The following is a 23,143-nucleotide window of genomic DNA, read 5'->3' as shown; positions in this document are numbered from 1 at the left end:
TATGAAAGCATTAATTTATGTAATGAAAAGAACCTTAATAAATTCTATTAAAAGACTTAAAGAAAAGCCACAAAAGGCCATAGGGCCAGTTTTTGTAGTAATTTGGCTTGTGATAATGTTCCTCCCAAAAGGAAGAAAAGTAGCAGATGGGGATGGAATGCCAGCAGAAGTTTTTGTTAGTATATTTCTAATTGTTATTATGGGGATGTTTCTTTATGCCCTTTATAGTGGGTCTAAGTCAGTTACTTCTAAGTTTGATATGAGTGATGTGAATTTACTCTTTGTATCACCCATAAGACCACAAACCATAATGATATATGGAATTGTAAAGAAGGTGGCAGTGGAAGTTTTAGCTTCCTTGTATATTCTCTATCAGATTCCGAATTTACTTTCAGGAAATAATGTACCAGTGCTAAACCAAGTACTCCTTATGGTAAATCTTATTATTTTCCAAGTGTTGTTTTGCAATATATTGAAGCTGTTCATCTTTGCTTTGTGCTTTAAGTTTGAAAGGCTTGGAACAATAATAAGGAGCTTTATAAAAGCCTTATTATTACTAATAGCTGTAGGGATAGCTGCATTATTTATGAAAGGCAATGGATTAGAAGCTTTAACTAAATTTGCTCAGGATTTAACTTATAGTAGTTATGTTAAATTCATTCCAGTGTTTGGGTGGCTAAAAGAAATTGCGCACCAAACTTTAATTGGAATTAATGCAGCTTATGGACTTTATATGTTTATGATTTTAGCTACCAGTGGGTTACTATTATATATCACCTATACTATGGACATGGATTTCTATGAGGATATGCTTTCCTCAGCAGAGAACAATGAGGTTATAAAGGATGCTAAAGCGGGAATTAAAGTAACACCTAAACAGGGAGCACAAAAGAATATTTTTAACAAGGTATTTAAGGAAATTAAGTTAAACTTAAAAGGAAGCTATGGAGCTAAGGTGTTATTTTTAAAACATATAAATGAATACAGGAAAAGAAGCTTCATATTTTTTATAAACACTTATTCTTTAGTTTTGCTTGCAGTTTCCATATTAGCAGGGGTGATTTTAAAGGAGGCAGGTATAAAACTTATATTTATAATATTTAGTGGGTTCTTAATTTTCTCATCGGGGTTAGGTGCAAAACTTTATATAGAAATCGATAAGGCCTATATTTATCTACTTCCAGATAGTCCAAGCAAAAAACTATTTTATGGCTCAGCTTCATCTTTTATAAAACTTTTTACAGATAGTTTAATCCTATTTTTGCCTTTAGGCATTTTAGGAAAGGCTTCAATTATAGAAATATTACTATGCATTATTTCTTATGTGGCGCTAGGTGGTATGTTGTCCTTTAGTGGGCTTTGTGGCTTTAGAGCTGCTCAATTTTTAGGCTTTACAAGTCAAATTTCTCAGGGAATATTCTTTATGTTCTTTCAGTTTTTCCTAGCAGTTCCAGTGCTCATAATAGTAATGCTAGGCACTAAGTTTTTCACTGACTTTAATGGCTACTTAATATATTTATTGTACTTGATTTATAGCTTAGGAGCAGGAGCCTTGTTTTTCTTTGGTGGAGTTGGAATATTTAATGATATGGAGTTTAGGGAGTAAAGGATGATATAATAAGTTAAAGAATTAAGGCATTTTCAAAAAATAAATAAGTCAGTATGTTTGTCTATTTTGAGTTGTTATTTATTTTCAAATGCCTAACTAAGAAAAGGGTGAGAATATGGAGATTTATATTTATAAGGATTACTCAGAATGGAACAGTGATAGTCCTTCAGAGGTTTTAGAAGGTAATGTGGAGTTTTTAAGAAATGGAACAGTAGTTATTGATACAACCTATGATTATAAAAGCTATAGGCAAATGTTATCCATGGACAAGATTTTTGCTATTGTCTATCAAATGCCAGCAGGATTTATGACTTTTCATAGAGAAATAAATGTTTACGAGACTATGGAAGCATGGAAAGAGTCAAATCCACAGGTTACCTTCGAGGGAGAAATTTGTGAGGATCAGTGTACTGCAGGTTATGTGACCTTTATAACTACAGAGGGCTATAAGCAGATAATTTCTCTAAATAAGATCTTTGCTGTAACCTATGAAAGGTAGTAGATTGGATGAATTTAAAGGATGTAGACTTAAGGTATGTTTATAGAAAGTGGAAAAGTAATTTAGAGTTTTTTGAACCCTTCATGAGAAGCGGACCCTTTGTGTCCTTACAAAATTATGAGGATTTTGAAATAGGGTATAATCCAAAGGAAGGAGAACTCTATGAAAAATATAAGGTTGTAATAGATAAAATCCTTCATGAGGATTTAAGAAGCACCTTTGTAATTGCAGACTTAGAATTAATGGAGGATTTAGAAATAGCCTATGTGCTAAACAATAGATTTTCCATAAAGCCTGTACTTAATTGCAATTTTCTATTTCATCCCTATGGATTAATTGGAGGTAAAAGTGAAATAGAAGCATTAGTTACTATAGGGCAAAAGCTTCAAGATATTATTCCAAAGGGCTATGTATTCTTTTTAGATTATGGAAGGTATAAGGATTTTTCTCTAGAAGTTTATAAGAGGAAGTTGAATAACCAGTATGAGCTGACGGAAGAGGATGTGCCAAACCTTGAAACTCTAAAGGAATTAGGGTTTGCTAGGATAGTTATTATTACAAAGGATACACTTAAAGAGGATATTAATTATTATGCAAACTACTTAAAGCAAGAGCTTCAAGTTGAGGTTTTATCGAGTCTTTAAAAACTTAAGCTTGTAGCTATTAACAGGAGTAGTTAATAAATTAGAAAAATTCCTCTGGTTTGAAAAAGTAACAACTAATGCTGTTTGGTGAAAGCAATAATATAATTTAACTAAAGTGCAGAGAAAAAAGCTATGAAAGTGTTGAGATAATTGGGATAGGGGGTGAAATCTATGGATAGCTTTAAAGATTTAGTAAAAGGAAATAAAAAAAGAGCTTTGGCAATTGCAGTAGCTACAGCCTTTGTAGTTGCTAATCCACTTGGTATGACAGGATGTAAAAAGAAGGTGCTTACAGAAGAAGAGGAAGAGGAACAACAACAAGGAGGAAGCTCAGGTGGATATGGAGGTTCTTCAGGGGGACATTACTCTGGAAGAAGTTCTGGATGGTGGTTTTTTAGAAGTAATAGCAGACCTTCAGGGGATACCAATATAAGTAATGGTTCTTCAAAGAGTAGCAAAGGAAGCGGTTTCTCGGCTCCTTCTAAAGGTGGATCAGGGTATTCAGGTGCTAAAGGAGGAAGTTCCTCTAGTTAGAAGCCTTTAATATAAACTTATTAAAAAGAAAAGAGAAGGTTATATGATAGACCAAAGAAAATTTACTGAAGAGGTATTATTTAATTACTATATGGTGAGCAACAATTCGGAGGAAAGAGTTCATTGCCAAATACCTTTTTATATTGAAAAAACCTGTTACGATGACATGGTTTATTATGCTGAAGAGGTGAATAAAATTGCCTTGAAGGTTCTAAAAGATATAAATAGTACTCATAAAGGATTTATTTCTTATATTGATGATTTTCCTTTTAAAGAAGAAATTTTAAGGTTAAATTGTGAACTTTCACCATTGTTTTGGACTAGATTTGATACCTTTAGAGATGAAGATAATAGGGTGTTCTTTGCAGAATTTAATTACGACAAGCCTTGTGCTCAAAAGGAAATAGCACTTGCAGGAGCTACTGATATTAAAAATAATGTGAATGAAAACTTTGAAGAAGATTTTGTAAGGGAACTTAAAAAAATAGCTGAGGATTTAAAGGGAACAGAGAAAAAAGTCAATGTGGCTGTACTTATGGACCCTTGCCACTATGAAGAGTTTCATTTAGCTTTTTATTTTAACAGCCTATTTAAAAATAGTAATATTAAAATAATTGAAGCAGGACCTAAGAACTTTTCGGTAAGAGATAATAAAGTTTATGCCTTTGAGGAAATAGAAGTCCAGATTATTTTAAGACTATTTCCTACTGAATACCTTTATGAAGTCAATGACTTTAAGGAAATTCTTCAGTGCTTTGAAAATGGGACAGTGTCTTTAATTAACGATCCCAGAGTTATTGCTATTCAAGCAAAGAGCTTTTTTGCTTATCTATGGGAGTTAGTGGAAGAAGATTCGCCCTGTTTATCTAAGGAAGAAAGAGAAATTATAAGAAAGTCCATACCATATACAGTTATATTTACAAAAGATAAATATGAAGAAGTATTAAAAAACAAGGATAAATATGTAGTTAAAGCTTCCTTTGGAAGGTACAGTGGGGAAGTATATATTGGTAAACTATATACAGTGGAGCAGTGGGAAAAGCAAATTCAAGAAGTACTAAACTCAAATAAGCTGCATATTCTTCAGCAAGTAATAAACATAAAAGAAGAATATACTTATTATGTGGATAAAAACAACATGAATGTTCCAATCAAGGCTTATGGAAACTTTGGAGCTTATATTATAAAGGACACTTTAGCAGGATTATGTGTTAGATGGAGTTCTGACTTTTTAACAGACAACAGCAGCACTTGGATGTGCCCTATTGGAATTAAACCATCTAGAGCTCATATGAAGTACTATGAGGGACAGGATAGAAAAGCTCTGTGGGATAAGGTCATTGAAAGAGCTACCTTTGAATATAACTTCACAGGAGCCTATGATAATACTCAGGAGTATATATCCTTAGATAGCTTTATTCTGGACAGATCTACCTATGAAGAGCTTCAACAGGCCTCTATTGAGTTTTGCAAGATTTTAGATAAAACTTCACAGGTTATAAAGGGAAACCTTCATATGTTTTCCGAACTTCTTGGTATCCCAGAAGGATTAAGTAATTTAGTTCTAAACTCTGAAACAGAGGAATTTTGCGCTATAGGTAGAATAGATTTCGCCTTTGATAATGATGGAAGGCTTAAAATCTTTGAATTTAACTCTGAAACCCCAGCAGGTCTTGTGGAGAGCATAGGAATTAGCAGCATAATAAAAGAGGAATTAAACTTGCATTATGAAGACCCAAACTCTAGTTTTAAAGAGGATATAAAAAATATTCTTCACAAAATTTTAGGAGACTTTTCTAAGAAAAAGGTTATAAAAAATATAGGGTTTGTAAGCAGCAGTTATTATGAGGACTTATATACTACCAATATTATAAGTAAGCTTTGTAAGGAGCTAGGAGAATACAACATTATAACAGGAAACATATATGACCTTGAAGTTATTGATGACAAGCTGTATCTTTACGGAACTCCTTTAGATGCAATTTATAGATATTTTCCTTTAGATTGGTTTGAAGCGGAAGAGGAGTTAAAGCCTTGCATTAAAGCTTTAAATAAGAATACCTTTGTTATAAATCCAACCCATACTCTTATAACTCAATCAAAGGCTATGTTTGCTGTGATTTATGAATTAATGGGAAAGGGATTTTATACAGTAGAAGAAGAGGAGTTTATAGCTAGATACATTCCCTACACTTGCTTAGAGCCTAATGAAGACCTTTCAAGAGACTGCATAGTTAAACCTTACTTATCTAGAGAGGGAAAGGGAGTAATTCTAAGCTATGAAGGAATTGAAAAGGATATAGAGGATGTAATTTTTCAAGATAGGGTGAATATTTCACCTGTGGAGATTAATAAGCATTCTTACCTAAAGAAGGAGAAAGCCTATGGATTTCCTGTGGTAGGGGTTTATGTTACAGGGATGAAGCCATCAGGAATATACACAAGGATTGGGGACTTTGTCACTAACTCCTCAGCTAAGTTTATGGGAACTTATATAAAAGAATAAATTAAGTTGGTAATGAGAAATTGTTATGTAAGACAGTTGGGTCATGAGAGTAAAATGATTGACTAAAAAGGGGGTATTGTTATGGATTACGGTACAATTTTGGTTTCTATTATCATAGCTATATATTTTATAATTAAGTTTAGTAAAGATAAAAAGAGTTTTAATTTACTTATAGTTTTCATGGCTATTACAGGAATTTTTTACAGAAAAGCTTTTGGCATATATAGCAATGTTGGTAAAACAGCACAAACAACCATTAATATAATTTATTGGATTTCTTTATTAATTTTATTAGTAGTTTACTTTATTAATGAAAAAAAATCAAAAAAAGCAATTCAATAGCCTTTGAAGTTAATAGACAAGGAGATAAAACATTTGATATATAGGGCTGATAGGACATAATGTTTTTAAGTTACGAACAACAGCATTAGAACTTATAAAGAAGCTGTTTAGATATAGGTATTAATTATTTTAGGAGGTATAAATCATGGAAGGTTTATTAAATGGAATAGTTTTAAGCGTAGTTTACGGTATTTTAGGAATGGTATTACTAATTGGGGGATATATCATATTTGACGTAATACTAAAATCCATAGACTTCAATGAAGAGCTAAAAAATAAGAACGTGGCTGTAGCTATAGTAATTGCTGGCTTTATGATAGCAATAGGAATTATCATTGCAAGCGTAGTATCTTAGGCATCTTCAAAAAATAAATAAGTCAACCTGCTCGTCTATTTTGTGATATACTGCGTCAACAGAACCCTTAGATAGCCCCACTATCTGCGGAACCTGTTTTCTTGTCTATCAAAAAATATCCTTCACATCTTGGACTTGTTATTTATTTTCAGATGCCTTAATTGAAACCATAATAATATATTTGTAAGGGTAAGATATATTACTATAAAATAGTGAGAAGTAAAAAGGCACTTTGATTCAAGTGCCTTTTTATTTCAACTTTAAGTAGCCATATGATATAATATATTAAAAAGGATGGTGGTATATTTGTCAGCAAATATTAGAATAAATGATGATATTATTCCAATAGTAACTATGTTAAATGGTGGCAAGACTTTAGATGAAAAAGTGAATGTTTCAATTGCAATAGGGCTTTTTGCAGGGAAAATGGTTTCATTAGCTAGGGCGGCAGAATTAGCTAAGCTTTCACTAGGAGAATTTGTAGACTTATTGAGAGGTATGGGAATTCCATGGGGAGAATATATAGAAGATGATGAGAGAATGGATGATGTTGCTATAAAAAGTTTATTAAGTAGAATGGAGAACACTAATGATTAAGGTTGTATGCAACTCTAGTCCTATTATTGGATTATCAGTTATAGGAAAATATATAAAAAGCTGAAGAACTAGATTTACGTTAATACGTATAATAGGGCTTCAGCTTTTTTATTTATTAAAGGTATTATAAGCAATGGGCTTACTATTAAAGGGCAATAACAATATATGTAGAATAAGCTAATTAAAGCTGTGATTCAAAGGATAAAAGGGTTCTATAAATACAATAGGTTTGGTATAATTTTACTATGGACAAAAGTAAATTTTAACCTTATATGTAAATCATTAAAGGTTGCTTGTGTTAAAGTACCCTAACATAACAAGTACATAGGTAAGCTTAAGATAACAAGGTATAAAATAGGGGGATATTATATGGGGGAAGACAGAATTAAAAGAAAAAAGGAAAAGAGAAGTATATTTACTAACTTGAAATTTTTAATCTCAAAGGCATGGGCTATCGATAAGACCTTGTTTTGGGATTTTGGGTGTTATACCTTAATGACAGCAATTGCACCTTTTATAGGAATTTTCACACCTAAGTTTTTAATTGATGAGTTAATGGGGAATAAGAAAACTGAGACTTTAGTTTTAATCCTTGGGGGATTTTTTCTTTTATCAGCTATTGTAAATTACTTATCAGCATATTTTTATGGAGCTTACTATCCTAAGGTGGTGGTAACCAGGTTTAAGTTTATCAATATGATGCAAGAAAAGTGCATGAATATGGATTTTAGGCATACAGAAAATCCCGAGACCTTAAATAACATGGAAAGTGCAGAGAGGGCAATTGGTAGTAGTAATACAGGGGTTGAAGGTATTTACCATAAACTCTTTGGACTCTTTGGAGCAGGGATTTCCTTCTTAGGCTATGTGGCAATTGTCGCTGTACTAAATCCACTGGTACTTTTGTATTTAATTTTTAATGTTTTAGTCACTTACTTTTTAACTCTTAAGGTTAAAACCTTTGAACATAGTAAAAAGGATGAGATTTCAGATAAGAATAGAAAAGCTGAGTATATTTATAAAACAATGTATGATTTCTCTTATGGTAAGGATATAAGAATATACAAGCTAGGAGCTTGGCTTTCAAAAAAGTTTCAGCACTTTAAGGATGATGGAGTGGCAATTCAAAGAAAGATTAAATACAAGTATTTTAAGGTAGGGGTAGTAGAAGTAATACTTTTGTTACTACGTGAAGGAATAATTTATGGTTATTTAATTTATAGAGTTGTAAGAGGTAATATGACTATTGGAGATTTCACCATGTATTTTGCTACCATCAGTGGCTTTGCTATGTGGATGCAAAAGGTCATGGCAGATTTAGCTTTTATCAGGTCGCAAAATTTATATCTTAATGATTTTCGTGACTTCTTAGAAATAGATGATGAAAAGGAAAAACCAAATCCAGTTGCAATTCCTGAATGTGGGGCTTATGAAATAGAGTTTAGAAATGTGTCTTTTAAGTACCCTCATAGTGATAGATACATTTACAAAAATCTTAGCTTTACTATAAAGCCAGGGCAAAGACTTGCTATTGTAGGGGTAAATGGAGCAGGAAAGACTACCTTTGTAAAGCTTCTAACTAGGCTTTACGACCCAACTGAGGGAGAAATACTTATAAATGGAATCAATATTAAAGAGTTTAATAAAAAGGAATATAACAAGTTGTTTTCCGTGGTATTCCAAGAAATAAGAATGTTTGCCTTTTCTGTGGCTGAAAACGTAGCTCTAACCACAAAGGATAACCTGGATGAAGAAAGGGTTATAAAAGCTATAGAAAAAGCAGGTATGGGGGACAAGGTTAGAAGCCTTAAAAAAGGAATTCATACCACTTTATTAAAGTTTCTTGATGAGGAGGGAATAGAGCTTTCAGGGGGAGAAAATCAAAAACTGGCTCTTGCTAGAGCCATTTATAAAGATGGACACATCATAGTTTTAGATGAGCCTACTGCAGCCCTAGATGCCATAGCAGAATATAACATTTATAAGGGCTTTAACGACTTGGTTGGAGATAAAACTGCTATATATATTTCCCATAGACTTGCTAGCACCCGCTTTTGTGATGTTATTGCTTTCTTTGAGGATGGACAAATTAAGGAGTACGGTACCCATGAGGAGCTTTTAGCCAAGAATGGAAAGTATGCAGAAATGTTTAACATTCAAGCTCACTATTATCAAGAGGAAGCTGAAAGGGAGGTGGTTTAGATGGAAGATACAAAGGGATTAAAACAGGATTTTAAAATAGCAGTTCACTTTTTACGTATTGCTTCAAAGATATCAAAAACCTATATCCCACTTTTATTCCTCTCTTCAATCTCAAAAGCCATAGCTCCCTTCGTTAATATCATCATGCCTAAGTTTATAATTGATGAACTAATGGGGCAGCAGAGGATAGATAAATTTATTCTTTTGGTTACTGTAATTGTAGTAACTAATGGGGTAATGAACTTAATTAATAAATGGCTAGATACCTTGGTTGAAATAAAGAATATTGAAGTGATTAATGGCTTTGAGCTGCATCTTGGAAAAAGAATTATGGACATGGACTTTGAAAAAATTGAAGACCCACAGGTTTTAGATTTAAAGGACAGAGCTCTATTTCCCCTTAGAAATCAAAATGTGCTGGAGAGGATGATAAGAAGTGTTATAGATGCAATATCTCAAGTTATTACTATATTAGGGTTAGTAGCTATTATATCTACCTTAAATATATTAATAATTCTCGTTATTGTAGGTATAGTTTTCTTAAACTCTTTTATATATAAAAAATCCCAACAGGTTCAATATAAATTTTATCAAGAGTTAACCCCCTTAAATAGGCAGTTTATGTATTATGGAGAAATAACCTTAGACTTTTCCATGGCAAAGGATATTAGAATTTATGATATAAGCCCTCTCATCATGGACAAGATTGAGGATTATAATAAAGTAAGTATTGGTGGCTTTGGAAAGCTCTTTAGAACCATAGGAAAGTTTGAGGGGTTGAACTCCATAAGTATTCAAGTTCAAATGGCAGTGGTTTACGGCTACATGACTTATAAGGTATTAAAAAACCATATTGGCATTGGAAGCTTTACAATGTATGTAAGTGCTGCTACTAGTTTTAGCAATGCTATATCTGGTTTTTTAAAGACTTATGTTGAGTTTAGAGCTATGTGTAGATACTTAGATTTATACTTAGAATTAGAAGGAATAAAGTCCTCAAAGCCTGTAGGGGGAAGAACTATTGGGGATTTACAACATTGCACAGTGGAATTTAAAAATGTTTCCTTTAAATATCCAAGAAGTGAGGAGTATACCCTAAAAAATATATCTATGACCATAAATAAAGGGGAAAAACTTTCAGTAGTTGGACTAAATGGAGCAGGAAAAACCACCTTTATTAAGCTGTTAGCTAGATTATACGAGCCTACAGAAGGTGAAATTCTTCTTAATGGAGTAAATATTAAAGAATATGATTATGAGGAATACATGAAGCTTTTATCTGTGGTTTTCCAGGACTTTAAGCTTATGGCCTTCTCTATGAAGGAAAATATAGCTCTAGAGCATCACGAAGAAATTGAAGATAGTAAAGTGTTAGAAGCACTTCATAAATCAGGGCTTAAAGAAGATATAGAAAAACTTCCTTTAGGAATAAAAACTTCAATTTATAAGGCCTTTGATGAAAAAGGTATAGAATTTTCAGGTGGGCAAGCGCAGAAAATTGCCATAGCAAGAGCAATCTTTAAAGATGCACCTATAGTAATTTTAGACGAGCCAACAGCAGCTCTTGACCCTCTTGCAGAGTTCGAGATTTATAGCAAGTTTAATGAGCTTATAGGGGAAAAAACCACCATATATATTTCTCATAGGCTATCTAGCTGTAAGTTCTGTGATAAAATTGCAGTATTCCATAAGGGAGAGCTTACTCAAGTGGGAACTCATGAGGAGCTTATAAATCACAGGGGAAGTCAGTATGAACTTATGTATTCTGCGCAAGCTCAATATTACGTATAGTAATGAATAGAAAATTATTAGGGAAGAACGTATTAAATAGTAATGATAATTTATTGGCTTGTAAAAATAAACAACTTCAATAGACCACAATTCATTTATTGATGTTGGTTACCCAGGATAAGCTATTATTTATAATAATTAATAGGAAGGTGAAACTTATGAAAAAGACAACAATGTTGGCAATAGCTTGGATAGTCACAGCAATTGCAGTTTCTATAGCTATATATGTAACAAAAGATTCATATCCATTATTCGCAATGGCAATTCCAGCATTTGCTATGAATATAGACGGGGAAGATAAAGAGAAGGAAGAAGATCGAGGTGTGTAAGAATAATCATCAGTTATTTATATAGGAGGTGTGGTTATGATATGTCCATATTGCAACCAAGAAATGAAGGAAGGTATTATTGAAGCTGATGGAAGGAAGAGTGTAATTTGGGTAGAAAAAAATAAGAAAAGAGGATTAATCTCCAAAATAATGAAAAAGGATTGCATAGTTTTAGATAAAGCCAGTGTGATTAACTGTGAAGTTACTTCTCATTATTGTAATAACTGTGAAAAGATAATTATTAATAGAAAGGAGTTACAGTAATTATGAGAACTTTTCAATTTAACAAGAAATCTAAAATATCAATAATTGTAATAGGATTAATTCTGGTTTCGTCGCTAACACTTATATACTTATCAGGAAGAAAACCAGGAGAGAAAAATTTGATTAAGTTCATTAATAGCCATTATACTGTTACCAGTGAAGAAATAGATAGATTTAATAAATATCAAGTGGATGGAATTACTGAAGAATACTTAGCTAAGTTTGATAAAGATGCGAAAGCGATGAAAGGTTTCATGACAAAAGAGGGATTTCGTGTTTATACTGCAGAGAGAATACATCTTACTACCCTTATAAAACCATCATCGATGGATACTCTTATTGAGGTAAAAAATATTAAACCTAAATTTATAAGCATACAAGAAGATGGTATATTAAGATACGATGTTACTTTTACTATAGTTACAAAGAATAGAAAAGAAAATGAAGAATTTGAAAAAACCATTACTAAGAGATTCTTTATGTCAAAGGAAGGCAATCAGTGGAAGGTTAACGAATTTAACAAATTTGATATGCTTATGTAACTTTAATATATCTGGGGGATTATATCGTAACTCAAGATTTTTTGGGAAAAATGAAAAGTAACTTTTATTTTGAGAGCTTATAAAATAACTGTAAAACGAAGAAATAGATTGAAATTATGTAGAGAAAATAAGTAAAAATTAATTATGGTTTAAAAGGGCTAAGGTAGTGAAGGGCTATTTTAGCTTTTTTCTTTAATCTAATTTATAAGGAATGAAAGTTTTACACTAGGTGACAGTACTTGGCAAAAAAGTAATTTGAACAATGAAAATAGACTTTGAATTATGAATAATTGAAAAATTTTCTAAATACAAGTATAATTATGTTAAAGTATTTGAAATACGGTTTTACAAATACTAACAGGTAGGGGGATAGTAAAATGTTTGGGAGAAAGAAGAAAGAAATACATAATATCAGTACGGAACATGAAAAAGAAATACATAGTGATGAATCCTCATCAAACTTAGATTTAATGAAAGAAAATGAAAAAAGAGTTTTTAATAGGTTACAACATAGGTTAAGGGAAACAGAATTTCAAGGCAATAGCTTAATAAGCATCATTGAAGTTATCTCAAATAGAGTGGAAGAACAGGTGAAATTAATTGACAAAGTGGTAGAAGAAATTGACAGCTATTCAGCTATGGCGGAAGAAGTGCAAGCAAGCTCTGCAAATTCTGCAGAAACAGCTTACTCTACCCTAACAGTTATTAACGAAGGAAGTAAAGCTGTTAATAGCACCATAGAAGCAATTAAACACATAGAAACCTCAGTATCTTCAGTGGTAAATGAAATAGATGAGCTAAAAACTAAGTCTTCTCAAATTGATAGTATTATTAACATAATTAAAGAAATAGCAGGGCAGACTAATTTGTTAGCACTAAATGCCTCAATTGAGGCAGCAAGAGCTGGAGATGCAGGACGTGGCTTTGCTGTGGTTGCAGAAGAAGTAAAAAAATTAGCTCAAAGGAGCAATGATTCAGCAGGACAAATTTCTAATATTATTAATGATATAAATAAATCAATAGGTAATACTGTAAATGCTATGCAAGTTAGCAGCAGCAAAGTAAATGAGGGCACAACTATTGCAGAAAAAACTAACACTGCCTTTAAAAATGTTGAACAAGCTATAAGTGAAATGATTAATATAACTAATGAAATTAATAATGCCCTAGAAGTACAAACTAGCAGTTTAGATGGGGTTATTTCATCTTCAAGGGAGATGATGGAAAGCTCGGAAAAGTCAATGACTATGGTAGAAAGTGCTCTTATGAATACTCAATTTATGAAGGCATCCATAACAGCTTTATTACAGGTATCTGAATTATTAGATAAAGCTAGAAAAGCTTTAGTAATAAATGATGCCGAGAGTATGTCACCTGAAACCCAGTTGACTTTTGGAGTAAATAATCCACTAAAAACTTTAGATCCAGCAATGATTACCGTAATGGAAGAGATAAGAATATTGTCCAATGTTCATTTAGGGTTATTAGGATCTAGTGATTCTGGAGAGGTTCTTCCTGCCATTGCCAAGAGTTGGTATGTAGAGGATGATGGAGTAACTTGGATTTTTAACTTAAGAAATGATGTAACATTCCATAATGGCAAAAAAGTCACAGCTAATGATGTGAAAAATTCTTTAGAAAGATTGCTATCACCAAAGGTTAAGTCTCCTAACGGGTGGTTTATTAATGCTATAGAGGGTGCAGATAAATTCATGAATGGTGAGACAACTAGTTTAAGCGGAATAAAAGTTTTGGGAGACTTTAAATTATCAATAAAACTAGCTTTTGCTTTCAGTGGTTTTCTCTTAAGTTTACCTCAAGCTTGTTGCGCTATTCTAGAAAGTGAGGCCTTAAAACAAGGAAAGATTGTTGGTTGTGGTGCTTATATCATCGAGGATATTAATGATGAAGTAATAAAGTTAAAGGCCTTTGAAAATTATATAGGAGGAAGACCTTATTGTGATAAGTTAGAGTTAGTGGTTAATAAAGGTGAAAACTTAAAAGAGTTTATAGAAGGAAATCGTGATTTTTACTTGGTACAAGGGAAGAAGGAAGTAGATGGAATTAAGGAAACTCCTTACTTTAAAACTATGAAAAATTATGACCTACTAGCTACTTTTTACTTAGGGTTTAAGTTAAAGAATACTTCTTCCGTATACATGAGAAAGAATATTAGAAAAGCTATAAGTCATGCAATTAATAAGGATAGAATAATTAAGGAATTACAAGGGGGACTAGCTTCTAGGGCTAAAGCTGTTATTCCAGCAGGCCTGGTAGGTAACGATTATATAAGTGAGTATGAATATAATGTTAATAAGGCTAAGGAGTTATTGAAAAAAGAGAATATTTCTTTTAGAGAACCACTAAAGATTTTATGTGCTAACAATGTACAGGCCATATTAAAATACGTAGAAGAAGATTTGAAGGCTGTTGGAATACCTTGTGAATTTAAAATTGTTGAGTCTAAAGTCTTTGCCTCAGAAGAGGCCTATAAGTACGGGGACATGTTCTACTATGGATGGTATGCCGATACTTTAGACCCATCTGCCTTCATTGAACCATTGTTCTCTCCAGGAAGTGTTTCAAACCTTAGTGGATATGACAATAAAGAGTTAATGAGCCTTTTAAATGAGGCTAAATCTACTGCAAATCCAATCAAGAGAAAGGCCTTATATGAACAAATTCAAAGAATTATCCATGAGGATATTCCTGTAATACCAGTGCTGCATCCACAAAATGCGGTGTGCAGTAAGGAAAATATATTTAATATTAGGATTTCACCATTGGCTATGGTTAAATATGATAACATTATAAAAGAATAATAATTGTAATTAATAATAAGAACCCTGCTAGAATAATTAAACCTAGCAGGGTTTTATAGTTGAATTAAATAATGAACAAGTTCATTTTGTTTAACAACTTTGGAAGCAGATTTAGATATAACAAACACAGTTTGTTACACCAAATTAACTTGACTAGGCTGAGCAACTGCAAGTTTGCTAAGCAGACACCTTAGAAGATGGCAGACTTACAGCTTCCAAAACGTTGTTAAACCACTTGGAATATGTAAAATTTTAAGTAATAAGATTCATCACTGTTCCAAAGAATTGGATGGTCTGGGGCTTGAGTTTTAAATTCAACCTGTCTTAAGGTTACTCTTGCATCTCTTGCAGCATCTGCAATGGTTTCTTTAAATAAATCTGGATTCATAAAATGAGAGCAAGAACAAGTTATAAGATATCCCCCTCTTTTAACCAGCTTCATTCCTCTAAGGTTAATTTCCTTATAACCTCTAGTAGCACTTTGTACTGTAGAACGAGATTTTGTAAAGGCTGGTGGGTCAAGGATAACAACATCAAATTCTCTGCCTTCCTTTGACCATTCTCTAAGCACATCAAAAGCATTGTGACACTCAAATTTTACTGTATCTTGAAGGTTATTAAGCTCTGCATTTCTTCTGCAAAAATCTACTGCATGCTCAGAAATATCCACTCCAAGAACAGATTTTGCTCCAGCAACACCTGCATTTAGGGCAAAAGAACCAGTGTGAGTAAAGCAATCTAAAACCGTAGCATCCTTGCAAAGCTTATGAATTGCTGCTCTGTTTTCCTTTTGGTCAAGGAAGAACCCTGTCTTTTGACCATTTTCAATATCTACGTAATATTTAACACCATTTTCAGTGATTGTAATCATGGTATCAAAAGGTTCAGTTAAGAAGCCTTTAGTTTGCTCCATGCCTTCAAGTTCTCTAACTTTAGCATCACTTCTCTCATAAACACCCTTAGCTCCAAACTCCTCCACAAGTAGCTTGACAACTATATCCTTATATTTGTCTATTCCAAGGGCTAGAGATTGAATAACAAAGTAGTCTTCAAACTTATCAATGATAAGTCCAGGAACAAAGTCTGCTTCTCCGAATAAGAAACGGCAGCTAGAAGTTTCAACTACTTTTTTTCTATATTCCCAAGCTGCATGAAGTCTTTTTCTAAAGAACTCTTCATCTATTTCTTCATTGATGTCTCTTGTCATAATTCTTATAGTAATTTTTGAAGCATCATTTATATATCCTTTTCCTATGAAATCTCCTCTGAAGTTATAAACTTCAACTATGTCTCCATTTTCATATTCACCATCATACTGTTCTATTTCTGTGGTATAAATCCAAAGATGTCCATTCTCTGCGTTTTTACCTTTTCCTTTATATAAATAAAATTTACATGACATTATAGCGCCTCCTGAATATATATGAAATACCTGATAGTATTTTAAAAGATACCTAACTAATTTGACTTATTCTAGTATAATGATATGAAGGTTATAATGCAATAATTTTTTTTACCCCAGGGGTGCGCATAATATGTCATAAAAGCTCTAGGCGTTAACCTAGAGCTTTCCTCAATGGCTATAAAATAAATGTTTTGGAGTTGTGGAAGCTTAGTTGCCAAGGTTAGCAAGGGTTTCCTTTACTCCTTCTTCGTTAACATTAGCAGCTTTGCCAACTGTGCCACCAAGAAGCTTCCAAACCTTGTTATGATCCTCTACCGCAGTGCTAAAGTCACCGCTATTCCATTTGTTTAAAATAGATAAAAGTTCTTCCTTATGTGAAGAGCTACTATTGTCAACTATACTAATAAGTTGAGATATTTTATCCTTAGTGATTGGTTCTTTTCCCCATATTTGACCATCAACAGGAACTATTAAAGTATTAGCCATAGAATGCATAGCATTTAATATATCTTCTTCACTTTTGATTTTTGACATGGCTTCAGAAAGCACTGGAGGCTGAGTTGCTGCTTCTTCATTTTTCTGCTCTTCAGTTTTCTTTTCTTCAGCTTTTTTCTCTACAATACCTAAAAGGTCATTAAAGCCAAATTCATAAGCTCGCCATATACCAAAGGCACAAATTAGTACTACAAAAAAACCAATAATTAAATTTCTCGTACTCTTACTCATAAAAAAATTCTCCCCTCAGAAGTTTAAGTAAATAAATTAACAAATTTTTAAAAGATGCATTATATTAAATTGAAAAAATCTTATGCACTGAATAAAAATGTCTATATAAAGAATCGAAGGTAGAACTTAACTTATACAGGAATCTACCTTGGTTCTCTTAAGGCTTTTTAAATAAACTAAGGTTTTACTAAGTAAGTACATAAAAACAGGAATTTCTTAAATTTGTCTTATAAAAATAAAGTATTAATAATATTATTACATGACTTAGATCGTTTTACAATATTTGTAAGGCAAAATAATTGAAATAAATTCCAATTACTTGGTATATAAACTTATATAAAAGGATTTTAGTTGTAATAATTAATAAGTATAATTGTTCCCCTAATTATAGATATAAATTACTAGAATAAATTAAAAACGCTCTTAAAATTAACCATAAATTAATAAGGTATGTTATAATATATGTAGTAAATAGAAGGATTAGTAAAATAACTTTAAAAAATTTTTTGTATACAAACTACCCAGAGATATTGGGGATTATTTTAAATAATAGGGTGAATAATTTTGAGGGGGTTATAGGAAGTGATAGAATTTATTATGAAGGTTATAATCATTGCAATACCTATTTATCTATTTTATCTTTTTATTAAATTCATAGTAAAGCGTGCTATAAAAGAAAGCTCAGATGAATTAAAGAAAATGATGAGAGAGGTTGCTAAGGAAACCATAGAGCAATATGAATGGAAAAAGCACGTTGAAGAGAAGAAAAATGAAGGTAAAAAGGCTTAATAAACAAGAAGTCCTACCTGTTATAAAAGCATAGATGAAGTGAACATGTTATGTTACTTATAGATGAATTGGAGTGGTAAAATGAACTGGGTTGAAGAAATAAAGAATTATAATCCTTATGATGAGCAAGAAAAAAGGGATAAGGAAATAATCTTAGAAGCAATAGATAATTTTAAGAACATACTAACTAGGGAAAATGGTCTTGCCCACATGACTAGTTCTGCTTTTGTGTTAAATAAAACTAGAGATAAAGTACTCATGATATATCATAATATATATGACTCTTGGGGGTGGACAGGTGGTCATGCTGATGGAGAAGATGATTTATTAAGAGTTGCAATAAAAGAGACCAGGGAAGAAACAGGAATTAAAAATGTAGAGCCTGTTGTTAAAGACATTATTTCTTTAGATATCATACCAGTGCTAGGGCACATTAAAAAAGGAAAATATGTGTCTGCACATTTGCATTTAAACATTACTTACTTGATTCAAGGTGATGAAACTGAAGCTTTAGTAATTAAGGAAGATGAAAATAGTGGAGTTAAGTGGATTACTCTTGAGGAGATCAGTAGCCATTGCAGTGAGCCTTACATAGAAGAAATTTATAATAAGATAATTAGGAAGATGAGAAACTTATAAATTATATTTTAGGAGCTAGGAAGTTAGAATCTAGCTCCTTATTATTTCTATAGATTCTAGAATGTAATTTTATTTAATTTAAAGGTGGAAGGGCAATTAGATAGAGTTTTAAGAACAAGTTGGCTTATGGTTTGAACTTTTGTAAAGATAGAATAACGCATGATTTAATTTTAAGCTAACTTAACTGCATTAAATATTATATTAAATGGAACCTTTTTCCTTACAAAATTATCTTATTAGTGTAGGAGGTGGAAGCAAGTGAATTTAACAAATAACATATTAAAGTTTTACAAGACTAGTAGTAAGAAGGAAAGTATTGAGACTATAGATGAAAATAGATTTATAAGCCTTATTGAAGATAATAAAGTAGCATTATATAGACTTGCAAAAAGTATTGTTAAAGATGACTTTGAAGTTGAAGATATAATTAGTGAAACAATTTTAAAGGCATATGGGAATCTTCACAAATTAAAGTCAGCAGCTAGTTTTAAGCCCTGGTTAATGAAAATCTTAGTAAATGAATGTTATTCAACCATAAGAAAAAGTAGCAGAATTGAGTTAAAGGAAGATATGGAAGCTTTAAATTTAAGATATGAGGACAACACTGAAGGGTATTTAATTAGTTTGATAAGTAACATGGACGAAGATTCTAGAGTTATTTTAACCCTATTTTATTATGAAGATATGACTATAAAGGATATTGGAAAAGTTTTGAATATCTCCCAAGGCACAGTAAAATCCAGATTAAGTAGAGCTAAGGCAAAACTTAAAACAATATTAGAAAATCAGTAGGGGAGTGATGATAGATGAATAGTTTTGATAAATCAATAAAAGAAAGAATAGAAAAAGAAGCTTGGATGCTTCCTCCAACCATTGATAATAAAATAAATAATGTACTGAAGAATTTACCCAAGGTTAGAACTAAAAGGACAATGCCCTTTAAGATGGTAATAGCAGTAGCAATAATAAGCTGCTTAACCATTTCTACTGTATTTGCTATAGATTCACCAAGGGTAGCTAGTGCTGTTAAAAATCTTTTATCTTATTTTGGTGAAAAAGACTCTAAGAGTAATAGTGGATTTAAATATGAAGCGGACAAAGAAGTATTAGAGGAGTTTAACAGTACAGTAGGAATAACTTCAGAGGATCAAGGAATTAAATTTACTTTAGACAATCTTGCGGCTGATGACAACTTTTTAAACCTATTTTTAACAGTTGAAAGTGATAAGCCTATTCCAAAGATTGATAACCCTGTTTTTGCTGCCTTTGCTGCTGCCCCATTATTGAATTTTAAGATAGATGGCAAGGAACTTGGACTACGAAACAATAATAACATGGAAGCTTACTTTGAAAATGACAATAAGCTTAAAGTAATGATAAGGGAAAATATATTAGGAACAGATGTAGGTTTATACTCTGAGCTAGAGATATTTACTACTAATATTTTCAAGACTAAAGGTAATTGGAGTATTTCTACTACTATTGATAAGAGCAAAATAGTTAAAGATATTAAAACTGTAACCCCAAATGCTAATAGGGTCATTAATGTTGATAATAAAACCTATGATATAACTGTAAATAAGGTGTCCATATCACCCTTAGGAAATCAAATACTTTTAACTGAAATAACAAAAGAAGGGGAGGGCATGTTTCCAGGTTTTGCGCTGTTTGATGATAAAGGGAATTCTCTTCACGTGTTAAATACAGATGGAGTAGGAGTGGTTGGTAAGGCCACAAATGGCTATGAATTTTTAGGAGCAAATAAGGATACTAAATCGCTTACTTTAGTTCCCGTAAAAGTTAGAAAGGGAGTGCCAATGAAAATATTAAAGGGAGATGTAACTACACTTCCTGCAACCTTAAAAGCATCAGAAGGGTCAACCATAGTAATTGATAACCTGGAGTGTATTGAAAATAAAGTTAAGATTACTTACCACTATGAAGGATATGTAGAAGATGGATGTGATTTTATGTTTTATGATAAGGATGGCAATGAAGTTCATGGAGGAAAGGGCGCAATTACAAAGTCTGTGGACAGAAATACTGGTAGGTACACTCAAACTATAACTTCTTATAATAAAGATATGAGGTTTTCGGGAATTGCTAAAATAGAAACTTGTGTTGATGGTGAAGTAGAATTACTTTATGATCAGCAGATAAAAATAGATTTAGAGTAGTTTAAAGTTTATTATAGAAAGAACCCCTGGAAATAGAACTCCAGGGGTTCTTTTTGTATGCTTAGGAGATCGGTAGCATGTAAAACTTTTTATTTTTCGAAGTTGTTAATTATTTCTCCATACCATTCTAAAATACCCGTACTAGTAATTAATTTTAGTAAGTCTTCTTTTGAATCAAAGAATGATGAAGTAAAGGCGTCATCTTTAATATGAATGGTATAAAAGCCGTTATCTTTCTCAATAAATAATACTAATCCTGTGGGTTGATTAGGTGTTTTAGAATTATAAAGAATTTGACCATTTATTCCATTAACTGTAATTGGTTCAAACTTATCAGATCGCTTTTCATAATCTAATGTTAAGACGTTATTTAAGTATTTGTTATATAAGTTTACGTCAGAATTAATAGATTTTAGATATCTAGATAAATTAGCCCTAAAGTAACGTGGCAATTCTTCAGTATTAGAATTGAAAAGATTACTATCCAAAGCAAGAAAGTTATTTTCTGAAGGAGTAAAAGTATAAATCTTTTCAGCTTCATGATCTTTTGATGCTTTTGGAGCTTTAAATTGAAGTTTATTAGAAAGTGTATATGGTTTTAATTGAAACTTAAGACTAAAAATATTTAACAAGTCTTCACTTAAATGTTTTTTTTCTGTTTCAAAGTTCGATATGTCAAGGTTCAAAGAGTTCTTACCAACAGGAATAAGAACTTTTCCATTTTGTACATATTTATACTCCCATTGTTTGAATTCATCCTCAGATATTGAAAAACTAGAAATGACTTCAGATTTTTCTTTTAGTGAGGAACTAGTTTTTAAAGAAAATTTTTCAAGTAACTTATCCCCTTGATCTATTATTAAATTACTGCATATTTTGCTTATTTCTTCAATTCTATTAAAAGATATATTCTTAGATGTATCATCTAGAATATGAATTTTATTTTCAAATTCATTATCTATTAGTGAAATTGATGGAATTCCATTACTTTCAAATGCTCCACCATCTCCAATAGCATTTGATATAGCCTTTGAATTGAGAGTTTGAGAATTAAAAAAGTCTACTGTAGTGGTTCTAAATTCCTCATTACTTGAACCAATTAACAGGGTATCTATAGCCTTTGTTCCAATACAATCTATATTAATATTTAGTATTTTATCATAGTCCTTTTTTAATTTTGGAACTAGATAGTTACTGCCTAAAAGGGATGTCTCTTCTCCATTGAAAAATATAAAAACTATATCATATTGAGGAGCTTCAAAGTTTTCTTTTAAGTACTGAGCTATATATAAGGTTGAAGCAACACCAGAGGCATTATCTAAAGCACCACGCCATATATTATTTCCAATAGAACCAACATGGTCTAAATGAGAGGAAATTACTATAGCGTTGCTAGAATCTTTTCCAGGGATTTTCCCTATGATATTATTCATTGCAATTGTAGATTTTTTAAAAGAAAAGTCTACTTTAATCTTTGCATCGAGATTGTTTTCGCATAGACTATAAACCTCTTCATTTACAAATATAACAATTTTATTTTTCTCTTCAGTTAATACGCCATTACTTAAGGCATCTTGCTTTACAATAGCTATATTACCAATATTAGGATTTAATATTTCCGAAATACTTTTTAGGAGTGAAATTTTATTCTTTTCGTTAGTTATAGAACTAGATAAAGAGTATTCAGCATTTAGATTCGTAGCACTATTCACTAAAAAGTCATCTCCATAGGTTAACTCTTTAACATCCTTGCCATTGTTTAATACTATTTTCATAGTTACTGATTGGTCCTTTGGAATATAACTACTGCCCTCAAAGCTGTGTAGATAACTTTCTTTATAGGTATCAATTTTTAATGAAGTTAACTTATCTACTATATAGGTTTCTGTTAGCTTGTTTCCTTCACTACCAATTGCCCTGCCTGCATATTTATCAGAAGTTAGTGTATTAATGGTATTTGCAACTAAATTAGAGTTTTTATTGCAGCCAGTAGCTGTTATAATTAATAAAAGGAAAATTAAGGATAATGCTATTTTTTTTTTCATAAGTCTCCCCCTATAAAATAAAGGGATAATAATTTATTATCCCTTTATAAATTCATATTTTAGTCATGCTCGCGACTGTGATAAGATATCCTCTTTTATAAAATTATATCTGTGCCTTAGATAATTTTACCAGATATATGGAATGTGCGCAACAATAAAAGAGGCAAACTAGTTTTATTTTTATGCAAGTATACAATTAACTAAAATTAGAAAAATTTACTTGAAGTTTTCGAAATAGTGTGATAACATTTATTTAGATTAGAATATCAAATTCTTTACATGAAGGGAGAAAGACATGAATAATATGTTTTTAACTAACTAGCCTA

21 protein-coding genes are annotated in these 23,143 nt (G+C 31.7%); 18 read left to right on the top strand and 3 right to left on the bottom strand.

Annotation, left to right across the window (positions count from 1 at the left end):
* Window position 1 precedes the first annotated feature (1 nt).
* The 14 genes from J2Z44_RS14550 (at window position 2) to J2Z44_RS14485 (ending at window position 15,036) form a co-directional block, all read left to right on the top strand.
* Window positions 2-1,606 (top strand): putative ABC exporter domain-containing protein, encoded by a 1,605-nt coding sequence (locus tag J2Z44_RS14550; protein WP_021285099.1) that lies wholly within the window; start codon window positions 2-4, stop codon window positions 1,604-1,606.
* A gap of 118 nt (window positions 1,607-1,724) precedes the next feature.
* The gene (locus J2Z44_RS14545; protein WP_021285100.1) at window positions 1,725-2,108 is read left to right on the top strand and encodes a hypothetical protein; all 384 of its coding nucleotides are present in this window, start codon (window positions 1,725-1,727) and stop codon (window positions 2,106-2,108) included.
* 8 nt (window positions 2,109-2,116) lie between these two features.
* A complete protein-coding gene (locus J2Z44_RS14540) occupies window positions 2,117-2,752 on the top strand; it encodes a hypothetical protein (RefSeq protein ID WP_021285101.1) in 636 nt (211 codons plus the stop codon).
* Window positions 2,753-2,923: 171 nt separating this feature from the next.
* Window positions 2,924-3,286 (top strand): hypothetical protein, encoded by a 363-nt coding sequence (locus J2Z44_RS14535; protein WP_021285102.1) that lies wholly within the window; start codon window positions 2,924-2,926, stop codon window positions 3,284-3,286.
* A 43-nt stretch (window positions 3,287-3,329) separates the two neighbouring features.
* Window positions 3,330-5,792 carry a glutathionylspermidine synthase family protein gene (locus J2Z44_RS14530; protein WP_021285103.1) on the top strand — a complete coding sequence of 821 codons (2,463 nt, stop codon included), beginning with the start codon at window positions 3,330-3,332 and terminating at the stop codon, window positions 5,790-5,792.
* A gap of 81 nt (window positions 5,793-5,873) precedes the next feature.
* Window positions 5,874-6,134: a hypothetical protein gene (locus J2Z44_RS14525; RefSeq protein ID WP_021285104.1), complete on the top strand. Its 261-nt coding sequence runs from the start codon at window positions 5,874-5,876 to the stop codon at window positions 6,132-6,134.
* A gap of 145 nt (window positions 6,135-6,279) precedes the next feature.
* Window positions 6,280-6,489 carry a DUF350 domain-containing protein gene (locus tag J2Z44_RS14520; RefSeq protein WP_021285105.1) on the top strand — a complete coding sequence of 70 codons (210 nt, stop codon included), beginning with the start codon at window positions 6,280-6,282 and terminating at the stop codon, window positions 6,487-6,489.
* 306 nt (window positions 6,490-6,795) lie between these two features.
* Window positions 6,796-7,086, top strand: a complete 291-nt coding sequence (locus J2Z44_RS14515; protein ID WP_021285106.1) for a UPF0175 family protein — start codon at window positions 6,796-6,798, stop codon at window positions 7,084-7,086.
* 369 nt (window positions 7,087-7,455) lie between these two features.
* Window positions 7,456-9,288 (top strand): ABC transporter ATP-binding protein, encoded by a 1,833-nt coding sequence (locus J2Z44_RS14510; RefSeq protein WP_021285107.1) that lies wholly within the window; start codon window positions 7,456-7,458, stop codon window positions 9,286-9,288.
* Window positions 9,289-11,079 (top strand): ABC transporter ATP-binding protein, encoded by a 1,791-nt coding sequence (locus J2Z44_RS14505; protein ID WP_021285108.1) that lies wholly within the window; start codon window positions 9,289-9,291, stop codon window positions 11,077-11,079. It abuts the gene before it with no gap.
* Between the two features lie 158 nt (window positions 11,080-11,237).
* Complete coding sequence (locus tag J2Z44_RS14500; protein WP_021285109.1) at window positions 11,238-11,408, top strand: hypothetical protein; 171 nt, start codon at window positions 11,238-11,240, stop codon at window positions 11,406-11,408.
* Between the two features lie 36 nt (window positions 11,409-11,444).
* Window positions 11,445-11,672, top strand: a complete 228-nt coding sequence (locus J2Z44_RS14495; protein WP_021285110.1) for a PF20097 family protein — start codon at window positions 11,445-11,447, stop codon at window positions 11,670-11,672.
* Between the two features lie 2 nt (window positions 11,673-11,674).
* A complete protein-coding gene (locus J2Z44_RS14490) occupies window positions 11,675-12,214 on the top strand; it encodes a hypothetical protein (RefSeq protein ID WP_021285111.1) in 540 nt (179 codons plus the stop codon).
* Window positions 12,215-12,591: 377 nt separating this feature from the next.
* Window positions 12,592-15,036 (top strand): ABC transporter substrate-binding protein, encoded by a 2,445-nt coding sequence (locus J2Z44_RS14485; RefSeq protein ID WP_021285112.1) that lies wholly within the window; start codon window positions 12,592-12,594, stop codon window positions 15,034-15,036.
* Between the two features lie 226 nt (window positions 15,037-15,262).
* On the opposite strand, the gene J2Z44_RS14480 is transcribed toward J2Z44_RS14485, so the two are convergent.
* Window positions 15,263-16,438 (bottom strand): class I SAM-dependent rRNA methyltransferase, encoded by a 1,176-nt coding sequence (locus J2Z44_RS14480; RefSeq protein ID WP_021285113.1) that lies wholly within the window; start codon window positions 16,436-16,438, stop codon window positions 15,263-15,265.
* A 210-nt stretch (window positions 16,439-16,648) separates the two neighbouring features.
* The gene (locus J2Z44_RS14475; RefSeq protein WP_209649728.1) at window positions 16,649-17,167 is read right to left on the bottom strand and encodes a DUF6241 domain-containing protein; all 519 of its coding nucleotides are present in this window, start codon (window positions 17,165-17,167) and stop codon (window positions 16,649-16,651) included.
* A gap of 582 nt (window positions 17,168-17,749) precedes the next feature.
* On the opposite strand from J2Z44_RS14475, the gene J2Z44_RS14470 reads away from it, so the two are divergent.
* The 4 genes from J2Z44_RS14470 (at window position 17,750) to J2Z44_RS14455 (ending at window position 20,772) form a co-directional block, all read left to right on the top strand.
* Entirely contained in the window at window positions 17,750-17,956 is a 207-nt protein-coding gene (locus J2Z44_RS14470) for a hypothetical protein (RefSeq protein ID WP_021285116.1), read from the top strand.
* Between the two features lie 81 nt (window positions 17,957-18,037).
* Window positions 18,038-18,595: an NUDIX hydrolase gene (locus tag J2Z44_RS14465; RefSeq protein WP_021285117.1), complete on the top strand. Its 558-nt coding sequence runs from the start codon at window positions 18,038-18,040 to the stop codon at window positions 18,593-18,595.
* Window positions 18,596-18,853: 258 nt separating this feature from the next.
* Entirely contained in the window at window positions 18,854-19,387 is a 534-nt protein-coding gene (locus tag J2Z44_RS14460; protein ID WP_021285118.1) for an RNA polymerase sigma factor, read from the top strand.
* 14 nt (window positions 19,388-19,401) lie between these two features.
* Window positions 19,402-20,772: a DUF4179 domain-containing protein gene (locus J2Z44_RS14455; protein ID WP_021285119.1), complete on the top strand. Its 1,371-nt coding sequence runs from the start codon at window positions 19,402-19,404 to the stop codon at window positions 20,770-20,772.
* Window positions 20,773-20,861: 89 nt separating this feature from the next.
* Here the strand turns inward: J2Z44_RS14455 and J2Z44_RS14450 are convergent, their stop codons facing one another.
* Window positions 20,862-22,817 carry a M28 family metallopeptidase gene (locus J2Z44_RS14450; protein ID WP_209649726.1) on the bottom strand — a complete coding sequence of 652 codons (1,956 nt, stop codon included), beginning with the start codon at window positions 22,815-22,817 and terminating at the stop codon, window positions 20,862-20,864.
* Window positions 22,818-23,143 lie beyond the last annotated feature (326 nt).

Source organism: Clostridium punense, assembly GCF_017874425.1.
In the GTDB taxonomy this organism is placed as follows: Bacteria; Bacillota; Clostridia; order Clostridiales; family Clostridiaceae; genus Clostridium_J; species Clostridium_J punense.
The sequence above is the reverse complement of the archived record's forward strand: the minus strand, read 5'-3'. Positions and strand labels throughout refer to the sequence as shown.